Here is a 24,820-nt window from a genome sequence, read left to right as displayed (position 1 = left end):
GCCAATGTTGGCGTTTGTTTTGTTATTAACCTCTTTTTGCCGGAAGTGGTGTTATCTGTTTCTCTACGGTGTCTTTTTGTAATAGCTTGGTAAACTCGGTTTCAGTTACCGCTTTACTAAATATATAGCCTTGGATCTCTTCGCACTTTAATGCGCGCAATATACTGAGCTGGGAGGCTTCTTCAACGCCTTCACCAACAACGGATAGCCCCATGTTATGGGCGATCGTGATAATGGAGTCAACCATTTTCAGATCTCGATCCGACTTGTCTATATCATCAACAAACGCTTTATCAATTTTTAAGGTATGAATAGGGAAACGCTTTAAATAGGACAGTGAAGAGTAGCCGGTACCAAAATCATCTAGGGCTAAACTGACCCCCATTTTAGATAACTGCTGCATCACTTTAATGGCTTTTTCAGGCTCTTTGATAACCGTGCCCTCGGTGATCTCGAGCTCTAGATTCGTCGCAGGCAGTTGAGTTAGCTGTAAAATTGACTCGATACGCTGCTGCAGATCGGGTAACGCAAACTGTTTCGACGATAAATTGACGGCGACTCGGCCATTAAATAAACCTTGCGAACGCCACTTTTGCGCAGCGAAGCAGGCTTTTTTAAGCACCACATCACCAATTTCGACGATGAGACCATTCTCTTCCGCTAGGGGGATGAATTTATTTGGCGGTATTAAACCATGCTCAGGGTGGTTTAGGCGCACTAAGGCCTCCATACCTGCCATGCGTCCCGATTTTAAGTCTACCTTTGGTTGATAATAGACCTCAAATAGATTGTCTTTAAGACCTTCACGGATGAGGTTTTCAACCTCTAGTTGCCTGATGGCATTTTTGTTTAACGATTCAGAGTAAAACTGATAGCGGTTGCCGCCAGCAGATTTTGCATGATACATGGCGATATCGGCTTTTCTTAACAGGGCTTGTTCATTTTGATCATCCTCTGGGTATAGCACAATACCAATACTTAGGCCGACGACGACTTTTTCCTTGGTTAGCTCAAATGGCATTTCGAAGGCATGAATGACATTCTTAGCGATTATCGCGCTCGTGCCGATATCGGGGTTTTTATCGACGAGGATGGCAAACTCATCCCCACCGAGTCGATAGATGCTGGTATGGCTAGGGACGGCAACTTGAATTCGCTCCGAGACTTGAACTAGAAGCTCATCGCCTACTTGGTGGCCCAGAGAGTCATTAATTTTTTTAAAGTTGTCTAGGTCTAATACCATTAGTGTATGGTGGGAATCTCTCTTGACTAAATTGCCGAGCGTCACCATAAGGTTAGAGCGGTTGGGTAGGTTGGTCAGTAGATCATTGTTGGTGAGTTTTCTCAGTTCCTCCTCCTGCTGCTTGCGGCGGCTGACATCAGAAAATACCCCGACATAATGTGAAAGTTCACCCTGTTCGTCGTAAATGGCATCGATAGAAAGCTCCATCAAGAAACTGGCTCCATTACCCCGTGTCGATTCGACTTCATTATTCCAGCGACCTTGCTGTTTTAGGATGGCTCGGATCTGCTCTGAATAACTATCAGGGTAAAGGTCAAAGTTGAATAAACGACCAATAAATTCCTTTTTACTCAGCATAACGAGATCGCAGCAGGCCTCATTAACTTCAACAAACTTAAAATTGTTATCGAGAATAAACATGCCTTCAGAAATATTTTGTATAGCACGTTCAAACAGTCTTAACTGCTCCTCGGCTTGTTTAAAATTACTGATGTTTTTGATGGTGCCAGTCATGCGAACGGCATTGTCATTTTCATCTCGTTCTACAATTTTCGCTCTATCTAAAATCCAGACCCATTCATTATTCTTACCTTTGACGCGATAGGCGGCTTCAAAGTGATCGGTTTCGCCATAAAAGTGTTTATTCAATGCCTCGCGAACGCGCTCTTGATCCATTGGATGGATGTTGCTCTCTTCTCCCTGACTACCAGAGCGTTGTCCATCTTGAGGAAATTCTAATGAACCCCAAATATTTGAGCGGTAGATCTGACCGGTTTCAATGTCCCAGTCCCACATCTCATCACCACTACCCCATAAAGAAAGCTTAAGTCGTTCTTCGCTCTTGGCTATCTGCTGTTGAATCTCTCTTCGACGCAATATCGTCTTAATGACTAATATGGAAATAAATAATGAGCATAGAAAGTAAATTAGCTTTGCTATGCTAGATAGCCACCAAGGTGGCGTGATCTCAATATCTAGATTTCGTACGGGACCATGTTTACCGGTAACAGGATCGATGGCGTAAATCGAAAACTGATAATCGCCGGGCGATAAATTGGTATAGGTAGCAGAATTTGTTCCCTTTGAGTGAATATAGGTTTCAGACAACCCCTGCATTTGATATGCATAATTAATGTCTCTGAAAGAACTACTTGGGCTACTGAAGGATATTGTAAATGGATAGTCTGAGTATTTAAGCTTTATAGCATTGGTTCTAGATAATTGATTGTTTAATACTTTACCATCTGTATCTTCACGGATGTTAAAAATTAACAGTTCTTCAAGAATGGTTTTTGGCGCCTCATTCGTTGCTAAGTAACTGGTTAGCTTTTCTGTTGAAATAAGGCTTAATCCAGATATTCCACCAATAAAAATGTTGTTTTTGTTTTTTAAAATAGCATGTGTGTTATATTCATTTTGAATTCCAAACTCATCATTCACAATGGATGCTTTCCCATTGTGCCTGTTAATTACAATTAGTTCATTAAGTGATGAGGCAATTATATGTTTGTTACTGTGTGAAATTGAAAATACGGGTTTGTTATTTGAATATAGTGTGTCTATGTTTTCTGAACTTAAGTTGTAAAGGTTGATCCCCTTGCCTGTGCCAAAATATAGTTTGTCATCAACAATGTCAATACTTGCGACTAGCTGCTCTTCATATAAAGTTTTTACATTATTACCGTTAAGCTTGAATAGCCCTCCTTGCGTTGCTATAAATATTCCCCCTTTATACTCCTTTATATCAAAGATTGGGTTTTTATTATCAACGATGTACCTCGATATTTTTTTTGTCTCGGTATTGTAAAAAATTATTTCCCCTGTGCTAGAGCCAATAATAATACTTTTGTTATCGCTGTGAAGCTTGGTTATGAAGAGTCTCTCATTAATTATTTTTGTTATTTCACCTGAAGTTATATCAATGGCCTCAAACCCATTATTGCTAGCTACGTATATATTGCCATTTAAGATGGATGCAGATTTTGGCCCTTTGATATTCGAGTCGTACTCTCGCTTTAAAGATAGGTTTGAATCATAAAGTATTATATTTGGAGCGTCTGTCGTGACTAAAATATCTGATGCATTAGATTGTGAGATAGACCATACGTTCCCACCTACAACTTTTTTTGTTTTAACGAGGTTTCTCTTGTCGTCAATAATCAAAAAACCGTTGTCTTGGTTTGAAATAAATGTTTTGTTTTTTCCTCTTGTGATCTTTGCATACTCTATATTTTGAATCGGATTATTAAGTACGCCAACTAGCTTGGTTTTATTCATGTTGTTAGCGCTGTAAATATTGTTCCCAGATAATGCTAGGTATCCATTTTCTGAAGCCGTGACACTCGAATAAGCTGTGTTGTCTATTTTTATCGGAAATTCATTTTTGTATTGGTAAACACCTGAGTTTGTGAAAAGGAGTAATCCGCCTTTATTTTCAAGCATTGTGTTCACGTTGTTAAGTACTACTGCACCTTTTGGGTTTGTTATATTAGCTACTGTTCCAGAATAGTTTTTGACGAAAATATTCTCAGATGTAAATGCAATTTCTTTTATTCCTGAGTAATTTCCAGTGTAAGTTTTTTCTATATTTAAATTTAATATTTTACTGTGCTTTTCATTGACTTTATAAACTGAGTTTTCTGTCCCTAAATAAAGTTTGTTTTTGTTTTTGAATATTGACCAGATAGGCTCATCAAGCTTTAAACCATAAGTTGAAGCGGAGTTAATTCGATCTTTATCTCGATCATAAACAGCGAGGCCTTTATCTGTGCCTATGTACATAACACCGCTATCGCTGATAAATAGGCTACGAATAAATGCGCTGGGCAAGTCATTCTCTGGTGAGGGGAAGTAGTGACGGAACTCTTTACCGTCATATCGGTTCAGTCCGTTGACGGTGCCAATCCAGATATAGCCATCGGCATCTTCAACAATTGATGTGACGTTGCTCTGTGATAATCCATCTGAAACGCCTAAAGATGTGGAGTTTAGCGTTAAAGAAAAAGCAGAGTTTGCCATGAAAATGGAAAAGAATAGAGACATCACAATTTTTAAAAGAATTCTAGGCATATTTTTGTTTAATTATTAACCAATAAAGATAAGCAACTAGTTGTTATTCCCACTTTTTCAGAAAGTGATGACATTGTCAAAAGCTCTAATGCTAATTGTAGCGGCTAATGAGTATTATCCTCTATTTATTTGCGTCACTTAATCTTTACAATCTTCTGTTTCTAGATTTTTATTTTGTTGTTCCTCGATAGTTTGGGTTAACCATCTGCTAGCGCGTATTTTAATTCTATTTGTAGATAAAACCGCTTTTGCTAACAGATATTGCCTATAATCGATATTTTTACATTCTTCTGTCAGCCAGCCAGTTAGTAATCAAACTGCTCTGCTCCTTGTTTGAATGCGCGCAGATCTGTGATCATCTTGTCTGATTCTAAAGGTGCTTGTTCTAAATGTGAGTCTCCAGTGCTGAACAAGACTAAGCGATCACAGTATTTAGTGCGCATTTTTCGCATGATGAACTTAATAAGGTCTGCTCGAGTCAGCGACTTAATTTGTTCCGCGACACATTCTCTTTGATTAAATTTGTAATCTTTATTGCCAATACTTGACCAATAGCGTTGGCTACGAACCTTTAGACTCGAGTCTTTTACCAGTACTTGATTGATGAGCCCGTGTTTTGTTGATTCCCATTGCTCGTTGGTCATTTGCAAAACGGCATAAGCAAAGTCAGCAATAAACTCATCAATTGCTTCTAGTAATAACTTAGGGCCCGAAGTGGGAGATTGAATATAGAAAATAATTCCTGGATAACGGTTCAACGGGAGGTAGCCTGTACCAACCATGTAACCTAGTTGTCGCTGAGTACGGAGTTCGTGAAAGAAAGTCGAAGACATGGTGTGATTTAGCAAGCTAAACAAGGCCATGGTTTCTGGCGTTGTAACGTCGGACTGGTAATAAACAATAATGCTACTGTCAGGGTGAGAGGCGGGGATCTCACGCAACAAGGTGCCCTTATTTGAAAGATCGATAAGCTCACGAGATGACTCATTACTCGGGCTGGTCACCAGCGATAATATTCTTTCTAACCGTGTGCCTAACACCTTAGCTTCACTTTCAAGCCAATCGCCATAAACGAGCCCCTCTAAGTGAATTTTTTCGTAGAAGCTTTTTACATGAGCATGCAGATCATCGAGAGTGATTTCTTCGAGTAATTCAGCCATTCTGGAAGGTTCAAAGCTGCGTTTTTGAAGCGTAACAGTCAAGCTAGTAAACAGCTGTGAAATTGGCTTTGCTTGAGAATGATTATACCAAGCACGCAAAATCTGGCGCTTAATCAGATCGAAGCGGTTTTGGGTGAAGTTACGCTCTCTGGCTTTAGCGATAACCAGCTCAAGCAATGTTTCCTGCTTTCCTGTAAAGCCAGTTAGATGAAGTGTAATGCCACCTTGATGGGGGTAAATATTATAACTGAGGCCCGCAACTTCGGCTTGATAGGTATATTCGGTCAAATAGTCGAGTAGCATTTCAACGTAAAGACGGGTTAACGCAGCATGCCTTGGGGATGCTGCGGCTTGAGCCGAGTCAAGTGACAGATACAGATGCCCCTTAGGTACGTTGAATTCATCGTCCTTACGATGCCATATGCGATAGCCTGTTTTTTGCGCAACAACAATGGGAACCTTCGCTTGGCTCTTATCGGGTCTAGCAATGCACTCTTCACTGATAAAAGGATTTTTAGGAGGTAAATGAAGCTCGTCACGGATCACAGGCTTTGACCAGCGGGTAATATCTTCGCTCGCAATTGCTTTCATCTGATAAGGGGAATGATACCAAGCCGCATTCTTATTGGTATCTAGCTCAGCAGCAATTAACTGGATCCGCATGTTAGATGGGACCATGAGTGCCAACAGCTGTTCGGTTTCCTCAACTCTTAGGCCGTCCATACGATAGTCACCGTAAACCGTATCCTCAACATCATAATGATGCATATTGATACTGAGGTGACTGGCTAAGTCGAGAGCGTTAACTTGCTCCTGATATCGAAATGCGACTTTTAATAAGGCGGCCCTTTCATCGTATCGCCATGCCTGTAAACCCTCTGTGCGAATTAACTCGATATATTCAAATGTTGACTCAATAACGGTATTTAAATCAGCAAGACCACGGTCTGTAAGCTGAATGCTTATATTGAAGTCTTTAAAGTTGTAACCGTTAACGCCCCCACCTGCTGAGAGATTGTTGGCAAGCCCGAGTTCTTTTAAGTACGACAGCAGGCTTCCTTTGCCTTCGTAACCTAACAAATGGCTGATAAAGGTCAAAGGTTTATGTTGGTAAAACGGTTCAATAGCGGGAAGGGCAAAGGTAATTGCTACGCGTTTTTGTTCCTTTAGTGGCAAGATGTTAATTTGAGTTTGCAGCTGCTCGGGTAAATAAATTGACACATCTGGATAGCCATCAGTTGGGGAGTGATCACTAATATCATTAAAGTATTGTTTAGCAAGTGACTCGAGATCATCCAATGATTTTGGCGCAACTAAACACAAGGTCATAACGCTGGCACAGTATTTAACTTGATAGAAGTCGAGAAGTTCCTGTCTTAATTCACTCTCTTCTCCAGCTAATGTTTTTAAGTTTCCAACTGAGAACTTTGAAAAAGGGTGCTCTGGGTTAACCGTTTCTTTTTGGACTTGATAGACACGGCGAATATCATCTTTTATCTTCATGCTAAATTCGGATTCAATGGCATGACGTTCACGGTCAACTAAATCAATATTAAACAGCGGTGCGATAAAAAACTGGCTAAATCTATCGAGTGAATCTTCAAACTGGTCAGCGTTAATGCTGTAAAAAAAGTTGGTGTGTTCGGTACCCGTCCAAGCGTTATTTGTTCCGCCATGTTGGTTAATAAATGCGGAGTATTCTCCCGAGTTAGGGTATTTTTCGGTGCCTAAAAATAGCATGTGCTCAAGAAAATGCGCCATACCAGGCCGTGCAATCGGATCGTCAAAATGGCCTACCCCCACAGCCATAGAGGCAGCAGATTGGCTGGCTTTTTGATCTTCAACCAGTAGTACAGATAACCCATTTTCAAGCATAAAATGGCGATAGTGTCTGTGGTCATTTGGACTGGTTTTTATCTGTTTCGCTTTGGGCAAGGCATGGCTCCAGTATCTAGAGGAGGCAAGTCCACAACTTGGCCCCTCATATGGGTAATTTTAGGCATAAGCTATAAACGTAACTGTTTGAGTAAAAACTAGTTAATTTAACTTAGCAAGTTAACTTGCCATCATTTTGGAATATCTTCAAACACAACTGCTGTAAACTCTAAAATAAAGTGATGTTTGACTAAAAAATGTCAGCCAATCGAAGTTCGAGCCACCGTGCTTTAGAAAACATTTTAGTTGCTAGATATCTATTCGACTAATTAATAACTAAATAACGGTATGTTGGCGCATAGATTCGGACTACAATTACTAAAATAAGAATAAAGAATTGGGAGTAGCCAAGCAGTATGCAGCTATTTTTAATGCGTCACGGAGAAGCGGGCTATAATGCTCATTCTGATAGGGAACGCACACTCACGGACATGGGGCGTCATCACACTGGGCTGATGAGTAATTGGTTAGGGCTTACTATCAAAGAGTTCGATTTGGTATTGGTTAGCCCGTATTTAAGAGCGCAGCAAAGCTGGCAAGAAGTCAGAAAGCACTTTCCAGAGCCTCATAAATGGATCACTTTAGATGAATTAGTACCTTCGGGAGATCCTGAGCAGGTTGCTCATCTTGTGCTCGCCTATGCGGAGCAATACGCTGCTAACAATGTATTAGTCGTCGCACATATGCCGCTATTAGGCTATTTGGTCAGTGAACTGGTTCCTGGCGTCGAGCCGCCGTTGTTTGCCACATCGGGAGTCACCTTGATTGATAGGCAAAATGGCACAAACCACTTGGTTTGGCAGCATGCGCCACACTCAATTAGCTAATTCGAACAGAACCCGTCGAGCACAATAAAAAGTGAGTCATTCTCGTGTATGTAGAAGACTCACTTTTTATTGTCTCATGTTTATTAATTTGTACATCAGCGGCGATAGGGCTGATCACCAATATCGATCAGGATTAATAACGCTGCATCGCCGCCCCATTCTTTAGTCGCTTGATGAAAAGCTTTTACATGGGGATGCTGTGCTAGCCACATTGGAATATTTTGCTTCAAAATGCCGGTGCCATGGCCATGCATAATGCAGCAGCAATGGCTCTGTTGTTTGATGCAAGCTTGGATCAATGCGGCAAGCTCAAGTTTCGCCTCTGTTTGGCGCATTCCGTGCACATCGAGTAGAAGATCGGGCAGGTAGTCCCCCCGTCTTAGACGTTTGACTTCATGCCTATCTACATCATCTCTTGCCCACTTCATCGGCCCGTTAACAGGCAACAGAGGTTGGTAGGTGTCGGAGAAATAACTATCTGCATGCAGCTGCTGTTCTTTCTCTTCAACAATTTTTCGGTCTTTAGGAGCCGTAGTGAAATGGTGCTTACTTTGCTGAAAAGGCTTTATTCCCTTTGTCAGCTCAGTAAAAAGAGCCAGATCATCGTTATCTTTGCTTTTATTCATCTTTCTATTTTATTGAATCCGATGCCATATGAATAGAGTTCAGTTACAATGAGTCGGAATTAAAAAGTTGGAGTGAATTTTGGATAAGATTTTTGTTGATGAAGCGGTAACAGAATTACGCACTATTGGCGATATGCTACGTTGGGGGGTCAGTCGTTTTAATGATGCAAACATTTACTATGGTCATGGTACCGATAACGCGTGGGACGAAGCTATCGCGTTAGTATTTTATGCGTTGCATCTGCCGGAAGAAATTGGTCAGCAAGTTATTCACTCTAATTTAACCAGCAGTGAAAAGCATAAAATTGTTGAGCTTATCATTCGCCGTGTAAGAGAGCGCTTGCCTGTTCCCTATCTAACCAATAAAGCACATTTTGCAGGGTTAGAGTTTTATGTGGATGAGCGTGTACTTGTTCCTCGTTCACCGATTGCTGAGTTAATCGCAAATCGATTTAGCCCTTGGTTATACAACAAGCCTGTTAACCGCGTACTCGATCTGTGTACTGGTAGCGGTTGTATTGCTATTGCCTGTGCCTATGAGTTTGAAGATGCAGAAGTTGATGCCTTAGACATCAGTGTTGATGCACTAGAAGTTGCGCAGATCAACATTGAGACGCTTGAGGTGATGGATAGAGTGTTCCCTATGGAATCAGATCTATTCTCTGCAATTCCAAAAGGGCCGCATTACGATTTAATCGTTTCTAACCCGCCTTATGTCGATGCTGAAGATATCGGCGACATGCCTGATGAATATCATCATGAACCAGAGATTGGCTTAGCGTCGGGTCGTGATGGCTTAGATCTCACTAAGCGCATACTTGCTAATGCCGCCGATTATCTCACCGAAGATGGTTTGTTAGTGGTAGAAGTCGGCAACTCAATGGTGCATTTGAGCGAGCAGTTCCCAGATGTGCCGTTCACTTGGGTTAACTTCGAAAATGGCGGCGACGGCGTGTTTATCTTAACTCGCGACCAGCTAGTTGAAAATGAATCACTTTTCGCCATCTACAAAGATAGTGAATAATAGATTCTAGCCGCAGGCTTGCCTGCGGCGTTTTATCAATCAGTACTCCTACATTGTGATTGATATTTAATTGGGTATAGATGAGGTATTTACCGACAAAGCGCGGGTAAATAATAATGAGAATAAAGCGATAGAGGGCGATAAAGCGGATGTCGGGAAACAGTATTGGTCAAAATTTCGTAGTAACAACATTCGGTGAAAGCCACGGTGTAGCCATTGGTTGCATTATCGACGGTTGCCCTCCAGGCGTTGAGCTGACCGAAGCGGATATGCAGCACGACTTAGATAGACGCCGGCCAGGTACGTCACGCTATACCACGGCTCGTCGCGAGCCAGATGAAGTGCGTATTCTTTCAGGCGTATTTGAGGGCGAAACCACAGGTACTTCAATTGGCTTGTTAATTGAAAATACCGATCAGCGCAGCAAAGATTACTCAAATATCAAAGATTTGTTCCGTCCAGGACATGCCGATTACACTTATCAGCAAAAATATGGCCAGCGCGATTATCGTGGCGGCGGACGTTCATCTGCTCGTGAAACGGCAATGCGAGTGGCAGCTGGTGCTGTCGCTAAAAAGTATTTGAAACAAGTTCACGGCGTTGAGATCCATGCGTATCTGTCACAGCTTGGTCCTATCTCGGCCGAGACTGTCGATTTTGAACAGATAGAGCAAAATGCCTTTTTCTTCCCTGATGCATCAAAGTTAGCGTCATTAGACGAATATATGCGCGAGCTTATAAAGAGCGGCGACTCGATTGGTGCTAAAGTTTCAGTGGTTGCAACGGGTGTACCTGTAGGGCTTGGCGAGCCAGTTTTTGATCGCCTCGATGCCGATATCGCTCATGCGCTTATGGGCATTAATGCCGTGAAAGGTGTTGAGATTGGCGATGGCTTTGAGGTGGTTAATCAAAAAGGTTCAGAGCACCGAGACTTGATGTCACCAGAGGGCTTTGCGTCAAACCATGCTGGCGGTATTTTAGGCGGAATTTCATCAGGCCAACCGATTGTTGCCCATATCGCGATGAAACCCACTTCAAGTATTAGCGTGCCAGGCGAAAGCATGACAGCCCAAGGTGAAACCGCTGAAGTGGTTACAAAGGGTCGTCACGATCCTTGTGTCGGTATTCGAGCTGTACCGATTGCAGAAGCCATGCTAGCAATCGTATTGATGGATCACCTTTTACGTCACCGCGCGCAAAATATGGATGTGAATAGCAGTACACCTATTATCGGAATGCGTTAATGTTTCAACCCAAAAGCACAGAGCAGCAACTGCGCTGGCTCTGTGCATGTTATTTCTTTTTCTTTTCTATTCTTGGCATTATGGTGCCTTATCTTGGCGTTTTTTTTGATAGCCGTGGTTTTGACGCCCAAGAAATAGGCTTCTTGCTTGCAATCTTAATGGGCACGCGGATTATCGCACCGAACTTATGGGCCATCGTTGCCGATAAAACCGGTATGCGCTCCGAACTCATTAAGATTGGTGCCGGCGCCGCAGCATTAAGTTATCTCACTTTTTTCTATGACGGCGGCCTCGCTTACTTAGCGATTAGCCTAGCGGTATATACCTTTTTCTGGAACGCCATACTAGCTCAGCTCGAGGTTATCACTCTTGAAACCTTAGGTGATGACGCTAATCGCTACGGTGCGATTAGAAGTTGGGGCAGTGTTGGTTATATCGTACTGGTTGTCAGCGGCGGTTTTGCTATTGGGCACTGGGGGCCACAGATTTTACCCTATATTGGCATGACGCTATTTATCGGTATGCTTATTAGCGCACTGCCATTACCGTCTAATCGAGCCGTTGTCGATAACACTCAAATACGTAAGCCACTGGTCTTCGATAAAGCCTTAATCTGGTTTTTAGTGTCAGCTATGTTACTACAGATGAGTGCTGGGCCATTTTATGGTTTCTTCGTTCTGTATTTAAAGCAGGCTGGCTACTCTGAATCTGCTGCCGGTATTTTTGTCGCGCTGGGTGTGGTGGCTGAAATCGTCATGTTTATGTACGCCCCTAAATTATTGGGTCGCTTTGGGGTGAAGTTTTTGCTGGTGGTGAGCATCGGCTTAACCGCCGTTCGCTGGCTATTACTCGCTTATGGTGTTGAGAACATCTTATACCTGAGTATTAGCCAACTATTACATGCCTTTACTTTTGGCTTAACCCATGCGGCATCGATTCAGTTTGTACACAAGCATTTTGATATTAGCCGCCGAAGCCAAGGGCAGGCGTTATATGCGAGCTTAAGCTTTGGCGTGGGTGGGGCAATAGGGACTTGGCTATGTGGCATTATCTGGGGTGATGGCTCCGGCGCCATGTCCACTTGGATCTTTGCCGCAGGCTGCGCATTTTTATCTATGCTAGCCGTGTTATTCATTCCTAAAGCACAGGCATAGACTACTTAGTAGTGAAAGTTAGCGTCAAAATGGAGTATTGATTGTGGGAAAGTTTCGTCTCGGGTTAATTATTAATCCACTTGCAGGCCTTGGCGGTAGTGTCGGCCTAAAAGGCAGTGATGGGGTAGCTTCAGAGGCGATAGCCAAAGGAGCCGTGCCTAAGGCGGATCTTAGAATGCAGCAAGCGCTTACCGTTATCGAACCTTATAAAGCGCGTATTGAGGTGATAACAGCCTCAGGTGATATGGGAGAGAAGCTTGCGAAAGAGATGGGTTTTACTACTCGAGTGGTATACCAAGCGCCGAGTGAGACTGGGGCTCAAGACACTCAAAAAGTAGTCAGTGAGCTATTGAATGAAACGTTAGATTTGTTGCTATTTGCTGGTGGTGACGGTACCGCGCGAGATGTGTATGCCATCGCCGACGACAACATTCCCGTGTTAGGCGTACCTGCAGGCGTTAAAATTCACTCTGGTGTATACGGTATTACCCCTCATGCGTCAGGTATGGTGGTGAAAATGCTACTCGACGGTGATTTAGTCAGCTTAATGAGCGCCGATGTGATGGATATCGACGAGATTGCGTTTAGAGACGGTGTGGTGCGCGCGCGCCGCTTTGGCGAAATGTTAGTGCCTGCCGAGCCAAGATACGTGCAAGCGGTTAAAATGGGCGGTAAAGAGAGCGATGAGCTGGTGCTTGCCGATATAGCTGCAGAAGCGATTGAGCAGATGGAAGATAACCTCTGCATCATGGGGTCGGGTAGCACCGTTGCCGCGGTGATGAGTGAGTTAGCGCTTGATAACACCCTGCTAGGTGTCGACGTTATTCAAGATGAGGCCTTAGTTGCCAGCGACTTGTCTGCCAGCGAACTTCTACAGCTCTCAGAAAACAAAGCGCTAAAGCTGTTCATTACGTTAATTGGCGGTCAAGGACATATCTTGGGGCGGGGCAACCAGCAGCTCAGTCCCGAGCTGATAAGGCGTGTAGGAAAAGACAATATTGTTATCCTAGCGACAAAAACAAAGCTAAAAGCACTTGAAGGTAGGCCGTTAATTGTGGATAGTGGCGACCCTGAATTAGATAAAGCGCTAACGGGTTACTATAAAGTGATCACGGGTTATCATGATTACGTGATGTATCAGGTTGCAAACCCGGACTTGGCATAACAAAGAGTGTTCATCAAGTCGGTCTTTAAATTGCAGACTGAACGATCTCTGGCTATTAATATATATCGTCTGATGTGAAAATTTATCTAAACGTTTTGACTAGATGGCGAAAGTGTCGACAGCTAGTCCATAATAAAAAATGCGGAGCCCTCGATGATTGAGAAGTATGAGCAAACACTACAAGACTGGATTGAGAGCATTGTTGCCGAAGGCGATGATGACGCGTTATTCGCAAGTGGTTATTTACAAGGTCACTTTGCTGTTGTGTTGTCACAGCTAGAAGTTGAGACTGAGCAGGGGCTAAGCGCGTTAGAAGCTAAGATGACCGAGTGTTTGCTGCTTGCGAGAGAAGAGTTGAGTGACAGTGACTATGCACTGGTAAATGATGCTTGGGCTCAATTGAGTGTAAAATTAGCGGCATAAGTACTTTTCTTAAGTGTTCTATATCGGTATTAAGCGTTAAATGTATAGGTTAATGAGAGTTTAAGCTTTTATGAGTATGAGTAGTTTTGTTGCAATTGGCCTTGTAAACCCAAAAAGTCCGACCAATGTTGGTGGCATTATGCGCGCCGTGGGTTGCTATAGCGCTGATGCAGTTTTCTATACAGGTAAACGGTATGAGTTAGCGTCCACTAACGGCAGTGCTCAATACAATACTGACACTAAGCGTGCGAGTAGTTCAATTCCACTTAGCAAAGTGGAATCATTACTCGATGCGATAGAACCTGATGTGAAAGTGGTGTGTGTCGATCTGGTCGAAGGAGCGATTCCTTTACCTGAGTTTGAGCATCCAGAAAAAGCGATTTATATTTTTGGCCCAGAAGATGGCACCATTAGTCAGCAGGTTGTTAACGGTGCCGATGCCGTGGTTTACGTGCCAACCGTGGGTTGCATGAATTTAGCGGCGTCAGTAAACGTTTTGCTTTATGACCGATTGGCTAAGTCTTCATCTATCGCCAGCGATGAGCTTATTAGAAGTAGCCGCGATACTAACAATCGAGTTAGGGTAAAGCGTTAACTTTTGTTGTTTTAGAAGCCACTGTAGAGTGGCTTTTCTATTTTCGGCTAACCACCGAGTTTGGTGGTGGGGCCCTGAAATATTGAGGGTTAAAGGCCCGCGGCCATCTCAGAGCTAACTCTTTCCACTCATCTCTAGTGCTTTACCTTTTAATAGCTTACGCATCCACATCCGATTTGGGTTTAGTAGTGACACAAAGTCCAAACTAATCGGCATCGGTTCGCCACAAATTTGTGCAGCTAGTGCCTCGGCGGCTAAAGGGCCTGAGCATAATCCGCGTGAGCCTAGGCCACCGAGAACATATAAGTTTTTATGAGTTGGCGCCGCATGAGTTTGCCAGAATTGGCGGCTTTCAGGCGTCAGTTGATGCTGCTGATAAAGCGCTAAGATAGCGTCTAAATTAGGTACAGGACCCATCATTGGGGCATGATCTCGGGTCACCATACGTACGTCAACACGGGCGCTATGGCCTGAGACATCGATATCTTCTATCCAATCTTGGCCGATATAGCTATGTTGAATTTTGTGTAAGTTCTCGACTTGCTCGCTAGGGCTGTAACGAGTATCAGCAGCGTTTTTAACGTAACTCGCGCCTAAGCAGTGCAAGTCGTTATTGCTGGGCGTCATATAACCGTGTGCGCACAGTACTGCGCTGAGTTTTGATAGCTTGGCTCGAGAGGGGACATGGCTGACTTGACCTCTAAAACCTGTGGCTTGTAGGTATTGTGTTTGTGGGTATTGAGTGATCGACTTACCGTTGGCAACAATAAGTGCCTTAAAGGGGCCAAAGCGTTCTGTCTTGCTGCTAAGGTACCAAACGTTATCTTTGCTATGAATACCGGTTATCTGGGTATTGAGCTTAAGGGAAGCATCGCTAATTGCTTGTGCTTGATTAAATGCCGCGCGAGTAAAGTCTTGTGGTGATACCCAGCCACCTTGTGGGTAGAAAAGACCGCCGTCATCAAGTTTAACCCCTGCAATGTTGGATGCCTGTTCGGCAGCAATAGCCAGGGCGATATTCGGCTCCCAGTTGTGACCATGGGTAATCTTGGCCACCCGCTTGCGGCTGCGCTCATCATGCCCGGTGTGCACTACACCGCATAGGTCAAAATCAATTTTATGTCCTCTAGCGGCGAGTGTTTTCAGTCTTTGTAAGCTAAAAAGGTAAGCCTGCTGAAAATATTGGCTTAAAGTGTTGTTATCTGGAGTGAGCAGTGGATAGATAGCCCCTTGTTTGTTGCCGGAGGCGGCTTGGGCTAAGGCATCGTCTTCACAAAAAAGAGTGACTCGTTGATCTCGTTCGGCTAACGACAGAGCCAAACACGCACTGGCTACACCGCCGCCAATAATGGCGATACCAATATCGTTTTCAACAGGCGTTAAAGCGGCTGGACAGATAGGAAATGGGGCTTGCTGCTGGTGGCTCTGCGCGCGAAGGGCGGCGCGCTCTTGAAAGAGGGTATCATCGTTTTTGAGCGGCAGCTCGCTATATAAACCGACTTGCTCGGCAAGTAAAAGACTCTGTTGCTGAGCTTCTGGCGTTAATGTGGGCTCAAGGCAAAATAGGCAGTCATTATGAGCTAACTTCGCCATTTGCCAAAAAAGTGCACTATCTAATTGCTCTTGCGCTAGGTTGTCCGCCATGTTCCAGCCATCAATAAATCCCGAGCTGACAATGGGTAACTGTTGTAATTGTTGAGCGTAACTTCCCAGATGAAAATCAATCTTCAGCTTGCCATCATTAACAATAATTCGCTGACAGCCTTCTATCGCCGCCAAACTTAAGCTGGTGTTTGGCTTTGAGCTAAACAGTTCAGCTAGCTCAGTATCAGAGATGAATGTGTGTAAGTTTGGCTCTATCTGGCTAAAAATCTTCAGCGTGACTCTGTGGTCAGATATAAGCTGAAGCTGCTCAATGATTAACTGCTTCAAGCTTGCTAGCGAGCCTAAACCTAGCTGCGCAATCACTATCTGCCGAGTCGTTTTACGATTAATTACTTGCTTGAGAATTTTACTTACTGTCATGGTTATGTCTTTAATGGTAAATTAAGCACTCACAGATATGCTTTAGAATCGTTTTCACTTGCGGAAATTGTACCTTTTTATGGGCATATTTGGGCAAAGATTATACGTAAGGTCTCATAATGAGCATTATTTTTGTGTTCTTTATGGAAAGCTGACCACTTAAATGGATGAAAAGCGATACCATTGGTGCAGCAAAATTGGTACTAGATGTACAAAATGGAAAGTTAATAATGAAAAGAGTCGTGATCACCGGGCTTGGCGTCGTTTCAAGTATCGGTAACAACAAGCAAGAAGTCACTGAATCATTAAAAGCGGGTCGTAGTGGTATTACCCACTCAGATCAGTTTGAAGAAATGAAGCTGCGTAGTCATGTTTGGGGCGACATTAAGATTGACCCATCAGAATATATTGACCGTAAAGCATTGCGCTTTATGGGTAATGCAGCAGCCTACGCACATATCGCAATGCAAGAAGCGATTAAAGATGCAGGTTTAGTTGAAGAGCAGTATTCAGACCCTCGAGTCGGTATTATCGTAGGCTCGGGCGGCGCATCTTCAGCAAACCAGGTTCAAGCTGCAGACACCTTGCGTGCCAAAGGCGTTAAGCGCGTTGGCCCATATATTGTGCCGCGTATCATGTCGAGCACAGCGAGTGCGTGTTTAGCAACGCCATTTAAAATTAAGGGCATGAACTACTCTATCAGTTCTGCTTGTGCAACCAGTGCGCACTGCATTGGCCACGCAGCTGAGCTTATCCAGATGGGTAAGCAAGATATGGTATTTGCAGGTGGTGCAGAAGAAGTTGATTGGACGCTAACCATGGGCTTCGATGCTATGGGCGCGCTATCAAGTAAGTATAATGATGATCCAACAAAAGCGTCTCGTACCTACGATGCAGACCGTGATGGTTTTGTTATCTCTGGTGGCGGCGGTATCGTGGTTGTTGAGGAGCTAGAACATGCTCTTGCTCGTGGCGCAAAAATCTACGCTGAGATCATCGGTTATGGCGCGTCATCAGACGGCTATGACATGGTTGCGCCATCGGGTGAGGGTGCGGTTCGTTGTATGCAGATGGCTCTTGCCGACGTAGACACACCAATCGATTACATCAACACTCACGGTACTTCAACGCCAGTGGGCGATACGCGAGAGCTTGAGGCACTGCGTGAAACCTTTGGTGATAACCTACCAGCTATCGCATCGACTAAGTCTCTGACTGGCCATGCGCTAGGTGCTGCGGGTGCACACGAAGCGATTTACAGCTTAATCATGATGGAAAGCAGTTTTATTGCGCCGAGCATCAATATCGATACACTCGATGAAAAAGCGGAAGGCATGCCGATTGTGACCGAAATGACTGAGAAAGAGCTTAACACTGTGATGAGCAACAGCTTTGGTTTTGGTGGCACAAACGCAACGTTGGTTATGCGTAAGTACAAGTAAATAGTACTTAGCAATAAACTTCTTTAAAAAGGAAGCCTGGATAATATCTAGGCTTCCTTTTTTTATATGCAGTATTCAATGGTTAGGTCACTGTTGGGCAGCGTTAACGTGCAGGTACTCATAGGGTCATAGCCATCCACTAATAATCAATAATATGTAATTCTATCGATTATCAGCACTTAATTACTTGTTATGTAGTACTTAAAACTTAAATTCCGAACTTGGTATAAATTATATTTGCTTTTTACTAAAGTAGATTCTACTGTTTAATTGGGTGCGCTCATATTGAAATGAGTACTACGATTGTGATGGATGTAATCATCAGCCACCTTGTTCTTATCAACTGTAACATTTCACAAAAAAGGCCAGCTTTTGGCTTAGTTCATCTCTCTGTAAAACATGAGCTTTCGTGTGACTTCATGCAGTTAGATACCACTTTTAATATGGAGGCACACCGACCTAGACCAAGCATACACTGGTGCTTTTAAAGGCGCTCAAGGTAAGAGCATTCGCCTTATTTGTTTTTTGTGAACTTATTGCAATTGGAAATAAAAGGAATTGAGTCCAAGAAAAAATCATTTACAGCAGCTTGTTTGAGGTTTTTTCTACACTGTTCATAAGTAAAGCCAAAGGAAGGTTTCATGAATTTAGATAAAGTAGCAGTAAGTAGAAAACAGATTAGTGGTGAGGTGCCAATGGTGGTGGCTGAAATCACCGATGGCTGTATGTATTCTGGCCTTTTCGGTTCGTTAGACTCCGCTAGAATGAGCGCGGTAATCGAAAAATTAACCTATGAGTGTGAATCTAGATGCATCAATTTAGTCATCATCGACCTTGGAAATGTTGATGCGATTGACTCTGCCATTGCTGGGCAAATAATTCGCCTCGGTAATATTTTAAAGCTCGTGGGTGTATCAACAATTTACTGCGGAATAAGTTCCATTTTAGCAAACACTATGGTGACTACAGGTGTTTCAATCGGTGATGTCAGAGTGGAGCGGGATCTGAAATCTGCCTTGACCTTATCCTATAGGCTTTCAGGTTATAAACTGATAAAAAACGCTGAATAATGCGGCCTGATTATTTACAGAAAGATAACCTTTTTATATGTGAAATAATCGAGGAAGCAGATGTTTATTATATCGCTGGCGTCAGCAAGGTAATAGCAGAACATCTCGGATTTTTGGCATATGAAAGTGGTTTGATTTTTATCGCGGTGTCTGAAATTGCGATGAATGTTATACGCCACGCCGAACGCGGAATGGCGACCATCACACGTACTTCTAATAATAAAGGCCTTGAGATCCATATCGATGATTATGGTCCAGGAATACAGAATTTAACGGATGCAATGTGCGACGGTTACAGTACGTACGGAAGTATGGGAATGGGATTTGGTGCAGCACGTCGCTCAGTTGATGAGTTGATTGTCCAAAAGAGTGACCCGTCAGGCACATCAATCACATTAAGGAAGTATCTTCCCGTTCCTGATGATTTTGTGGATATTGGAGTCGTTTCCCTTCCTGCTGTCGATGCTAATTTAAATACTAATGAGCACATGATTATAGAATATGAAGGTGACAAAGTACTCGTTGCACTTCTTAAGTGTGTAGAGCAAAGGCTAAAAACCTCAGTGATTACCGATATTTCCAAAGAGATCATCAAGGAAAATTGCAGACTACCGTTAGAACAGTTGATTGAAAAGTGCTCGTGCACGCTTAAGGCAAGTGAGCATGCATGTCGTTTTGAACTGGCCCTGTTAAGGCTTGCTGGGGATACCGTTGAGTTTGCAAGCCTTGGTAGCATAGGTATTCATGCGCACTCAATACCCCAAATCTGCTTTTCGATTCAAAAGGAAAACGACGATTTAATCATGCTTGAAAAGATCAATGTGATGAGGTTTAGCAGGCCGATACCATTCTGTTTTATTCTCCACTCAGGTTTCCTCCCTTATTTCCATTTTTCGTCAATAGACCAATGTTCTAATTCTTCTAAATCAATCGCAATGAGTATATTTGATCAATATGCCGCCAGTCATGATGAGAGTGACACTGTGATAGTAATGAAAGGGTAGTAAAATGAACCATTCGACACAGCAGACAGTTGCTCTGAGACAATACCTTACAGGCATTATTGGTAATGCTCCGTTCGGGATCTTGACGATTTCCGAAGAGATGGAAATTAGCATTATAAATGCCGATGCAATCAAGCTACTTGGTTTACCTCTGTCTGATCTAGCCGATATGGTCGATATTCCATACTCTGAAGCCTTCGTTAATATTCCTGAGTTACAAGAGAACTTTGAAACATCAATTATCGGAAAACAAAGCCGACAATGTGATTTGTCACGTATTAAAGCTAACGCCTATATTCTAAATATAAAATGTCGAAGTATGCTTCACGGTACACTCGTTATTATCGAAAATGTCACAAAACAGGCTGAACTTGAAGACAAGTTACTGTATCAAGCGACCCATGACAATCTAACAAAACTGGCCAATCGCAAGCAATTTGAAGAAAGACTTAAACGATTTATTGCCAAATCCAAGCTTCATACTTTATCGGGTGCTGTAATATTTATTGATATTGATCGTTTCAAACCGGTCAATGACACAGCTGGCCATGCTGCGGGCGATGAGCTCTTAAAACGTGTCACGGCGATCATGAAAACGAATATTAGAGAAAGAGATACTCTCGCAAGACTTGGAGGTGATGAGTTTTCCATTTTGTTGGAAATGTGTTCACTGAATAAAGCTGTGCAAATCGCTGAAAAAATACGTAAGGAAATTGAGAGTTTTGTTTTTACTTATGGAAAAAAATCTTTCAAGGTGGGTATTTCGGCCGGTATCTCATTGGTCAATGTGCCTTATGATACGGTGAGTGCGATTATAAATGCCGCTGATAATGCCTGCCAAATAGCAAAAAATAATGGCCGAAATAGGGTGCATGTTATTAATTTGGAAAATGGTGAATTAGAGGAGCATATTCGTGAGGTGGAATGGCTAGGCAAACTGAATTGGGCTTTAGCATCAAATCAGTTTGTTATCTATGCGCAAAAGATCTGTGCAATTGGAGGGGGAGAGGAAAGTAGCCATTTTGAGGTGTTGATTAGACTCAAGGATGAGGATGGGATGATTATTTCTCCAGGGGTCTTTATTCCACCAGCTGAACGTTATGACCTAATGCCTGATATTGATCGTTGGGTTCTGAAGGCTACGTTCAGTAAAATTACCCCTTCGTGTAATTATTCAATAAATCTCTCTGGTCAAACACTGTCTGATGATAGTTTAATCAACTATATCGAAAATTTACTCGATACCTATAACGTTAATCCAAAGCAGATCTGTTTTGAGATCACTGAAACGGCAGCGATACAAGAGTTGGACAAAACAGTCGCATTAATAAGTTGTTTAAAACAAAAGGGCTTTTGTTTCTCATTAGATGATTTTGGTTCTGGCCTTTCATCATTTTCATATCTTAAAAAATTACCTGTCAACTATTTGAAGATTGATGGCGACTTTGTCAAAGATATCGCAACAGACTCCGTTTCTTATGCCATGGTAAAATCAATCAATGAGGTTGGTCATACCATGGGGTTAAAAACCATCGCTGAATTTGTCGAAAGTGAAGCAATTTTGGCTAAGTTAACCGAAATTGGAGTCGATTACGTTCAAGGTTATTATATTCATGAACCACAACCCTTTGAAAAACTTTGCAATACTGTTAATTGTAACCGGGCTGATTGTAATACCACAAATTGCAACGCAGCGAATTTATCGTCGATGACACATGCTCCATGTTAGGGCTTTACGATAACAATTGGGTGAAGCAAGGATTTCATTAACGAGAATGAACCGTCCTCGGCAGCAGTTTCTGCGTTACTCCACGTCCTAAAGCCGTTTAGTCGTACACTGAACTGCATGCAAAGTGGTATAGGGGCTAGTCTATTGGCAAGTCATTGATGTTTGGGTACTCTTTTAGCAAATTAATTAGCGGCAAAAACAGCGGTTGCGGAAGTTCATTTAGTTTACACCACTTCCATTGCTTACATTTATCTGGCTCAGTTACTCGAGGCTCACCGTCACCACATGATGCAATAACAAATAATGTCACGTAATGCTTACTTTCTTTTTCGAAAATATCATTAGTAAAGCCAAGTTTGGTTATCGATTTTACCACTAAGCCTGTTTCTTCTAGTACTTCACGTCTTGCACATTCCTCGATATTCTCACCAAGTTCCAGATGCCCACCAGGAGTTGCCCAAGTTTCTGAGCCGTGAGAGCCTATACGCTCACCAAGCAAAAGGCAGTTATCCCTAAAAATGACTGCGGCAACTCCTACACGTACTTCTTTATTCACTGTTTGTCTCCTTTCATAAATTGGATTACCTAACGGTTATCATGGCGCTGATAATGTTTGGCTAAAATGTGTAGCTGAACGAAACAGCTTCAAACTTAAGCTATTTTGCTTGTACTGCTCGTGCACGCCCTGCATGCGTAAAACTAAATAGGTAGAACTAATTAGGTGAAAGCTTCCAAAGGAGGCTACCGTTCAATAAAATGCTGTTATTTAATGTACCAGTGCTTACTTCCAAGGTTCTGGATATAGTCGCTCTTTTAGGAGTCGAATAAACCCCGAAATCCGCGCTGAACGCTCTTTTTCAGGGCTAGATAATAACGCAACAATATTGGCGTTGGGTAATGAATAGTCGGGCAATAGTCGCACCAGCTCACCGCTGTTGATCTGCGGCTGTACATCCCATTCAGAACGCATAATAATCCCAAGTCCAGCTATCGCCCAATCTTTAATGACGCGGCCCTCGTTACTGGCCAGCGTTGGCGTGATCCTAACCATCTCAAGTTTGTCGTCGGTAAAACGGTCATTGGCCTGCTTGTCGTGTGACAGTTTGCTAAAAGACCACAGGGTGACATCTTCGTTATTCTCTCTTAAGGCGATACATCGATGCTTGAGCAGCTCTTGCGGCGCTCTAGGTGTGCCCATTTGCTTAAGGTATTCAGGCGAGGCGCAGATAAACCTCTGATTAGGTGCCAAGGTGATCATTTTCAATGAGGAATCATTGAGCGCCCCGATATAAATAATGATGTCCCATTTATGATGACTTGACCAATTCGGGTTATCGGATAGTTCAAGCTCGATATCTAGCTGAGGGTGGCTGACTTTGTATTCTCCCAGTAATGGCGCGATATAATCATTACCAAAACCTAAGGGGGCCAACACCCTGAGTTTGCCGCACACATGCTCCTTAAGTTCATCGAGCTGTTCTTGTAGCTCATCGAGTTCGCGCAAAATAGGCAGGCCTTTATCTAACAAGAGTTGTCCCTCTTCGGTGAGACTTACGATTCTCGATGGGCGCTGGATAAGTTTAATCGACAGCTTTCTTTCAATATGTTGCAGTCTAAGTGTCACCGAGGGGGGGGTGATATTTAAGGTTCTCGCTGCATCAGCCAATGTTCTGTGACTGGCAATTGTTGTAATGAACCTGAGATCTTCAGTGGTGATCATTTGGTTTAAACCTAATCTATACCTTAATAAGTATTAATGTAAAACAAAACCAACTTCTTGGATACTCTTGTTCTACTCGCTGGTTTGATGTCGCTCACGTGCATCAAATCTAGCAATGACTTATTTGATTGTTCTGGTTAATAGCCCTGGTTAATAGCCCAGATTAATAGTTCAGATTGATAGTTTAGGAAATCAAGCATGTTAAACAGTGAAAACCCAAATCCACAATTGTCGAGTCAATATCAGAGTCTCGATACGCCTTTTTTGTTAGTCGATAAACCGCTCATGCTTAAAAACCTAGCGCGATTACGCAATAAGACCGAAGCTTTAGGAGCAGAGCTGCGGCCTCACTTTAAAACCGTAAGAGCACTCGAAGCGGTTAATCACCTACTGCCACAAAAAACATCGGCAATCACAGTCTCAACCGTAAAAGAAGCTGAGGCGTTGGCAGGTGAGGGCTACACTAACATCGTTTATGCGGTTGGTATTTCTGAGGGCAAATTACCGAGAATCGAGCAGCTTATCGTTAAGGGGGCTGAGGTAAGGGTACTACTCGACACCGTAGAACAAGCTGAGTTTGTGAGTCACTATTGTGAGCAGCACAACTGCGCCATTCCAGCTCTGATAGAAGTTGACTGTGACGGGCATCGAGGCGGCATTCACCCTGATGATCCCAAGTTAATTGAAATCGCCAATCTGCTGCACCAAGGCGCAGCGAGCTTCCATGGTGTGTTAGCCCATGCTGGTGAGTCTTATCTTTGCTTCGATCAAGAGTCCTTAGCTGAAGCTGCCCGCAACGAAGTTCAAATGACCCTTAAGGCGGCTAATAACTTACGTGCAGCAGCAATTCCTTGTGACATCGTTAGCATCGGCTCAACGCCTACTGCTCATAGCTATCAAGACCTGACAGGGATCACCGAAGTTAGAGCGGGGGTTTATGGTTTCTTCGATTTAGTCATGACCGGAATAGGCGTGTGCCAGCTTGACGATATCGCAGCCAGCGTGGTAACTACGGTGATTGGTCATAATAAGGAAAAGGGTTGGCTGTTTATTGATGCAGGATGGATGGCACTGTCGGCTGATCGCGGCACCGCGAGTCAACCTAAAGATTGCGGTTATGGACTAGTCGCTAAATCCAATGGTCAGCTCGTTGAAGCAATGCAGGTGATTGGCGTTAATCAGGAGCATGGCATTATTGCTGCAGTTGGCAGTGATGGGATCAATTTTGATGATTTCCCTGTTGGTTGTCGATTACATATTCTGCCTAATCATGCCTGCGCCACCGCCTCTATGCATCAACACTACCATGTGTTTGATACACAAGATAACACCTACGAGATCTGGAACCGAATTCAAGGCTGGTAA

18 protein-coding genes are annotated in these 24,820 nt (G+C 43.1%); 12 read left to right on the top strand and 6 right to left on the bottom strand.

Annotation, left to right across the window (positions count from 1 at the left end):
- Positions 1-25: 25 nt before the first annotated feature.
- Positions 26-4,312: an EAL domain-containing protein gene (locus SHAL_RS13835; protein WP_012277747.1), complete on the bottom strand. Its 4,287-nt coding sequence runs from the start codon at positions 4,310-4,312 to the stop codon at positions 26-28.
- A 305-nt stretch (positions 4,313-4,617) separates the two neighbouring features.
- Entirely contained in the window at positions 4,618-7,407 is a 2,790-nt protein-coding gene (locus SHAL_RS13830; protein ID WP_012277746.1) for an insulinase family protein, read from the bottom strand.
- A 356-nt stretch (positions 7,408-7,763) separates the two neighbouring features.
- Here SHAL_RS13830 and sixA point away from each other — a divergent pair, with 356 nt between their 5' ends.
- The gene (gene sixA / locus SHAL_RS13825) at positions 7,764-8,234 is read left to right on the top strand and encodes a phosphohistidine phosphatase SixA (protein WP_012277745.1); all 471 of its coding nucleotides are present in this window, start codon (positions 7,764-7,766) and stop codon (positions 8,232-8,234) included.
- Positions 8,235-8,329: 95 nt separating this feature from the next.
- Here sixA and smrB read toward each other — a convergent pair whose 3' ends face one another.
- Positions 8,330-8,860, bottom strand: a complete 531-nt coding sequence (smrB, locus tag SHAL_RS13820) for an endonuclease SmrB (protein WP_012277744.1) — start codon at positions 8,858-8,860, stop codon at positions 8,330-8,332.
- Positions 8,861-8,939: 79 nt separating this feature from the next.
- Here smrB and prmB point away from each other — a divergent pair, with 79 nt between their 5' ends.
- From prmB to SHAL_RS13790, 6 genes are all read left to right on the top strand, one after another.
- Positions 8,940-9,884 carry a 50S ribosomal protein L3 N(5)-glutamine methyltransferase gene (gene prmB / locus SHAL_RS13815; protein WP_012277743.1) on the top strand — a complete coding sequence of 315 codons (945 nt, stop codon included), beginning with the start codon at positions 8,940-8,942 and terminating at the stop codon, positions 9,882-9,884.
- Between the two features lie 149 nt (positions 9,885-10,033).
- Entirely contained in the window at positions 10,034-11,128 is a 1,095-nt protein-coding gene (aroC, locus tag SHAL_RS13810; RefSeq protein WP_012277742.1) for a chorismate synthase, read from the top strand.
- Entirely contained in the window at positions 11,128-12,282 is a 1,155-nt protein-coding gene (locus SHAL_RS13805) for an MFS transporter (RefSeq protein WP_012277741.1), read from the top strand. The genes aroC and SHAL_RS13805 overlap by 1 nt, the downstream gene beginning before the upstream one ends.
- 43 nt (positions 12,283-12,325) lie before the next feature.
- Positions 12,326-13,447, top strand: coding sequence for an ATP-NAD kinase family protein (locus tag SHAL_RS13800; RefSeq protein WP_012277740.1), 1,122 nt, complete (start codon positions 12,326-12,328; stop codon positions 13,445-13,447).
- Between the two features lie 153 nt (positions 13,448-13,600).
- Positions 13,601-13,870 carry a YfcL family protein gene (locus SHAL_RS13795; protein WP_012277739.1) on the top strand — a complete coding sequence of 90 codons (270 nt, stop codon included), beginning with the start codon at positions 13,601-13,603 and terminating at the stop codon, positions 13,868-13,870.
- A 70-nt stretch (positions 13,871-13,940) separates the two neighbouring features.
- Complete coding sequence (locus SHAL_RS13790; RefSeq protein ID WP_012277738.1) at positions 13,941-14,465, top strand: RNA methyltransferase; 525 nt, start codon at positions 13,941-13,943, stop codon at positions 14,463-14,465.
- Between the two features lie 114 nt (positions 14,466-14,579).
- Here SHAL_RS13790 and mnmC1 read toward each other — a convergent pair whose 3' ends face one another.
- The gene (gene mnmC1, locus SHAL_RS13785; protein WP_012277737.1) at positions 14,580-16,490 is read right to left on the bottom strand and encodes an FAD-dependent 5-carboxymethylaminomethyl-2-thiouridine(34) oxidoreductase MnmC1; all 1,911 of its coding nucleotides are present in this window, start codon (positions 16,488-16,490) and stop codon (positions 14,580-14,582) included.
- Positions 16,491-16,720: 230 nt separating this feature from the next.
- Here mnmC1 and fabB point away from each other — a divergent pair, with 230 nt between their 5' ends.
- From fabB to SHAL_RS13765, 4 genes are all read left to right on the top strand, one after another.
- On the top strand, positions 16,721-17,932 hold the full coding sequence (fabB, locus tag SHAL_RS13780) for a beta-ketoacyl-ACP synthase I (RefSeq protein ID WP_041416447.1): 1,212 nt from the start codon (positions 16,721-16,723) through the stop codon (positions 17,930-17,932).
- A gap of 641 nt (positions 17,933-18,573) precedes the next feature.
- Positions 18,574-19,002 carry an STAS domain-containing protein gene (locus SHAL_RS13775; RefSeq protein ID WP_012277735.1) on the top strand — a complete coding sequence of 143 codons (429 nt, stop codon included), beginning with the start codon at positions 18,574-18,576 and terminating at the stop codon, positions 19,000-19,002.
- Complete coding sequence (locus tag SHAL_RS22405; RefSeq protein WP_012277734.1) at positions 19,002-20,006, top strand: ATP-binding protein; 1,005 nt, start codon at positions 19,002-19,004, stop codon at positions 20,004-20,006. Before SHAL_RS13775 ends, SHAL_RS22405 begins: the two co-directional genes overlap by 1 nt.
- 4 nt (positions 20,007-20,010) lie before the next feature.
- Positions 20,011-21,735, top strand: a complete 1,725-nt coding sequence (locus SHAL_RS13765; RefSeq protein ID WP_012277733.1) for a putative bifunctional diguanylate cyclase/phosphodiesterase — start codon at positions 20,011-20,013, stop codon at positions 21,733-21,735.
- A 136-nt stretch (positions 21,736-21,871) separates the two neighbouring features.
- Here the strand turns inward: SHAL_RS13765 and SHAL_RS13760 are convergent, their stop codons facing one another.
- Both SHAL_RS13760 and SHAL_RS13755 read right to left on the bottom strand, forming a co-directional pair.
- Positions 21,872-22,291 (bottom strand): nucleotide triphosphate diphosphatase NUDT15, encoded by a 420-nt coding sequence (locus tag SHAL_RS13760; RefSeq protein ID WP_012277732.1) that lies wholly within the window; start codon positions 22,289-22,291, stop codon positions 21,872-21,874.
- 225 nt (positions 22,292-22,516) lie between these two features.
- A complete protein-coding gene (locus SHAL_RS13755; protein WP_012277731.1) occupies positions 22,517-23,455 on the bottom strand; it encodes a LysR substrate-binding domain-containing protein in 939 nt (312 codons plus the stop codon).
- Between the two features lie 198 nt (positions 23,456-23,653).
- On the opposite strand from SHAL_RS13755, the gene SHAL_RS13750 reads away from it, so the two are divergent.
- Positions 23,654-24,820 carry a DSD1 family PLP-dependent enzyme gene (locus tag SHAL_RS13750; RefSeq protein ID WP_012277730.1) on the top strand — a complete coding sequence of 389 codons (1,167 nt, stop codon included), beginning with the start codon at positions 23,654-23,656 and terminating at the stop codon, positions 24,818-24,820.

The sequence above is a fragment of the Shewanella halifaxensis HAW-EB4 genome, from assembly GCF_000019185.1.
Lineage (GTDB): Bacteria > Pseudomonadota > Gammaproteobacteria > Enterobacterales > Shewanellaceae > Shewanella > Shewanella halifaxensis.
Note: the sequence above shows the minus strand (reverse complement) of the source record. Positions and strands in the feature narration are given on the sequence as shown.

Coding starts and splice junctions, on each gene's coding strand:
- SHAL_RS13765 (WP_012277733.1), top strand. CDS start 20,011: ATGAACCATTCGACACAGCAGACAGTTGCTCTGAGACAATACCTTACA.
- aroC (WP_012277742.1), top strand. CDS start 10,034: ATGTCGGGAAACAGTATTGGTCAAAATTTCGTAGTAACAACATTCGGT.
- SHAL_RS13835 (WP_012277747.1), bottom strand. CDS start 4,312: ATGCCTAGAATTCTTTTAAAAATTGTGATGTCTCTATTCTTTTCCATT.
- mnmC1 (WP_012277737.1), bottom strand. CDS start 16,490: ATGACAGTAAGTAAAATTCTCAAGCAAGTAATTAATCGTAAAACGACT.
- SHAL_RS13790 (WP_012277738.1), top strand. CDS start 13,941: ATGAGTATGAGTAGTTTTGTTGCAATTGGCCTTGTAAACCCAAAAAGT.
- SHAL_RS22405 (WP_012277734.1), top strand. CDS start 19,002: ATGCGGCCTGATTATTTACAGAAAGATAACCTTTTTATATGTGAAATA.
- SHAL_RS13805 (WP_012277741.1), top strand. CDS start 11,128: ATGTTTCAACCCAAAAGCACAGAGCAGCAACTGCGCTGGCTCTGTGCA.
- smrB (WP_012277744.1), bottom strand. CDS start 8,860: ATGAATAAAAGCAAAGATAACGATGATCTGGCTCTTTTTACTGAGCTG.
- SHAL_RS13775 (WP_012277735.1), top strand. CDS start 18,574: ATGAATTTAGATAAAGTAGCAGTAAGTAGAAAACAGATTAGTGGTGAG.
- SHAL_RS13755 (WP_012277731.1), bottom strand. CDS start 23,455: ATGATCACCACTGAAGATCTCAGGTTCATTACAACAATTGCCAGTCAC.
- SHAL_RS13750 (WP_012277730.1), top strand. CDS start 23,654: ATGTTAAACAGTGAAAACCCAAATCCACAATTGTCGAGTCAATATCAG.
- SHAL_RS13795 (WP_012277739.1), top strand. CDS start 13,601: ATGATTGAGAAGTATGAGCAAACACTACAAGACTGGATTGAGAGCATT.
- fabB (WP_041416447.1), top strand. CDS start 16,721: ATGAAAAGAGTCGTGATCACCGGGCTTGGCGTCGTTTCAAGTATCGGT.
- sixA (WP_012277745.1), top strand. CDS start 7,764: ATGCAGCTATTTTTAATGCGTCACGGAGAAGCGGGCTATAATGCTCAT.